The 2,830-nt window shown below is 63.3% G+C and carries 2 protein-coding genes; both read right to left on the bottom strand.

What is annotated here, in order from left to right; genetic code table 11:
• Positions 1-26: 26 nt before the first annotated feature.
• Positions 27-2,576, bottom strand: coding sequence for a protein translocase subunit SecDF (gene secDF / locus EN994_RS25555; RefSeq protein WP_013531306.1), 2,550 nt, complete (start codon positions 2,574-2,576; stop codon positions 27-29).
• A gap of 51 nt (positions 2,577-2,627) precedes the next feature.
• The coding region (locus EN994_RS25560; protein ID WP_164746185.1) for a preprotein translocase subunit YajC at positions 2,628-2,830 on the bottom strand (203 nt) is incomplete at its 5' end.

The following is a 2,830-nucleotide window of genomic DNA, read 5'->3' on the forward strand; positions in this document are numbered from 1 at the left end:
CCGTTAAACCTCTTCGGGGGCGCGCGTCAGGTCGCGACCGCCTTGCCGCCATTGACCGGCTTCTCCTCGTCGGCCGTAGCCTGCGGCCGCAGTTTGAACAGGATCAGCAGCGGGGCGGCGATGAAGATCGACGAATAGGTGCCGAAGATGACGCCGAACAGCATGGCCATGGTGAACGAGCGGATCACCTCGCCGCCGAAAAGCACCAGCGCCAGCAGCGCCAGGATCGTCGTCACCGAGGTCAGCGTCGTTCTCGACAGCGTCTCGTTGATGGCGTTGTTCAGGAGTTGCGGCAGCGGCATGCGCTTGTATTTTCGCAGATCCTCTCGGACACGGTCATAGACCACGATCGTATCGTTCAGCGAATAGCCGATGATCGTCAGGATCGCCGCCAGTGACGACTGGTTGAACTCCAGCCCGGAGATGACGAAGAAGCCGAGCGTCATGACCACATCGTGCACCGTCGCCACGATGGCGCCGACCGCGAACTGCCATTCGAAGCGGAACCAGACATAGATCAGGATACCGAGCAACGCGATCAGCATGGCGATCGTGCCTTGCTTGGCGAGCTCGCCGGACACGGTCGGTCCCACCACTTCGACGCGGCGGAAGTCATAATTATCCTGCAGCTCGCCGCGCACCTTGTCGATGACGGTCTGCTCGGCATTTTCGCCACCATCCTGCGTCCCGACGCGGATCAGCACGTCGTTCGGCGTACCGAACTGCTGCACCTGGACTTCACCGATGTTGAGTTCGGTCAGCCGCGCGCGGAGGTCGGCGAGATCGGCATTGCCGCTCTTGGCCTGCACTTCGATCAGCGAACCGCCCTTGAAATCGATGCCGTAGTTGATGCCGACGGTCATGAACAGCACCACCGACAGGATCGAAAGTGCGCTGGACAGCGTGAACGTCCAGCGACGGATGCCCATGAAGGGGATCTTGGTGCCGGGCGGAACGAAGGTCACCGGCGCCTTCGGCAATTCCTTCGGGCGAGCACGCCGCAGCCAGATCGAGACCAGCAGACGGGTGAAGGTGAAGGCGGTGAAGACGGTCGTCAGAATGCCGATGGCATAGGTGATGGCAAAGCCCTTCACCGGCCCGGTACCGAGATAGAACAGCACCACGGTGGCGATCAGCGAGGTGATGTTGGAATCGACGATGGTCGCCAGCGCCTTGGTGAAACCGGTATCGATCGCCTGGATGACCGAGCGGCCGGCGCGCCGCTCCTCGCGGATGCGCTCGTAGATCAGCACGTTGGAATCGACCGCCATGCCGATGGTCAGCACGATACCGGCGATACCAGGCAAGGTCAGCGTCGCGCCAAGCAGCGAGAGCACGCCGACGATCATCGCCACGTGCACCGCCAGCGCGATGTTGGCGAGGAAGCCGAGGAAGCCGTAGGCGACGAACATGAAGGCAACGACGAGGATAGAACCGATGATGCCGGCAACCTTGCCGGCATGGATCGAATCCTGGCCAAGGCCCGGACCAACGGTACGCTCCTCGATGACGGTTAGCGTCGCCGGCAGCGCGCCGGCGCGCAGCAGCACGGCGAGATCGTTGGCGCTCTGGGCGGTGAAATTGCCGGAGATCTGGCCGGTGCCGCCGAGGATCGGCTCGCGGATCTGCGGCGCCGAAATCACCTGGTTGTCGAGGATGATGGCGAACAGCTTGCCGACATTTTGCGCCGTGGCCTGGCCGAAGCGCGCCGCCCCCTTCGAATCGAAGCGGAACGACACCACCGGCTCGTTGTTCTGCGAATTGTAGGTCGCCTGCGCATCGACGAGGTTTTCGCCCGAGACGATGACGCGGTTCTCGATCAGATACGGAACCGGCGGATCGTCCTGCGAATACAGCACCGACGAGCCGGCAGGCGGACGGCCGTTGAGCGCGTCCTGCACCGGCATCGACTGGTCGACCATCTGGAAGGTCAGCTTGGCGGTCTGGCCGAGGATTTCCTTCAGCCTTTGCGGGTCCTGAAGACCCGGCACCTGGACAAGGATACGGTCGTCGCCCTGCCGCTGCACGATGGGTTCGGTCGTGCCGAGTTCGTTGACGCGGCGTTCGACCACCTCGATCGACTGCGTCAGCGCGGTCGACGTGCGGTATTTGATGCCGGCATCGGTGACGTTGAACTTGAGCAGGCCGGGCTCGGAATCGTCGAGCGTCATTTCCTGCACGGAACCGCCGGTGAACAGGCCGGCGGCGACCGGATCGGTCAGCGTCTTCAGCGCCGTCTTGGCGGCATCGATCTGGGCGGGATCGGTAATGCGAACCTGCAGGGTCCGCCCCGTGCCGGCAAGGCCGGTATAGCCAATCTTGGCGTCGCGCAGCAGCGTGCGGATTTCGTCGCGCGTCGTCTCCAGCCGGTCCTTGATCAGATCGTTCTGGTTCATTTCCAGCAAGATGTGCGAACCACCCTGCAGGTCGAGGCCGAGCGTCATCTGCCGCTTCGGCACCCAGTTGGGCAGTTGCGCCAGCGTGCTGGCGGAGAACAGGTTGGGCGCGGCGAGGATCACCGTGATGGCCACGGCCACCCAGATCAGGATCATCTTGAAGCGCGAGAAATACAACATATGGCGTCGTCCGTCAGAGCGTGTCCGCGGATCGCTCCGCCTAAAATTGGATTATTTCTTGGCGTTCTGGTTGGCCACCGGCTCGCCCTTGACGCGCACATCGGCGATCGTCGAGCGCAGCGCCGTCACCTTCAAGCCATTGCCGAGGTCGACCTCGAGCTCGTTGTCGTCGATCACCTTGGTCACCTTGCCGACGAAGCCGCCGCCGGTGACGACCGTGTCGCCGCGACGGACCGCGGCCAGCATCTCGCCAC

The organism is Mesorhizobium sp. M7A.F.Ca.CA.002.09.1.1, assembly GCF_003998555.1.
GTDB lineage: Bacteria > Pseudomonadota > Alphaproteobacteria > Rhizobiales > Rhizobiaceae > Mesorhizobium > Mesorhizobium ciceri.

What these genes read in the sequence shown, in the direction of transcription:
- secDF (WP_013531306.1), bottom strand. Translation starts at nt 2,576, where the DNA reads ATGTTGTATTTCTCGCGCTTCAAGATGATCCTGATCTGGGTGGCCGTG.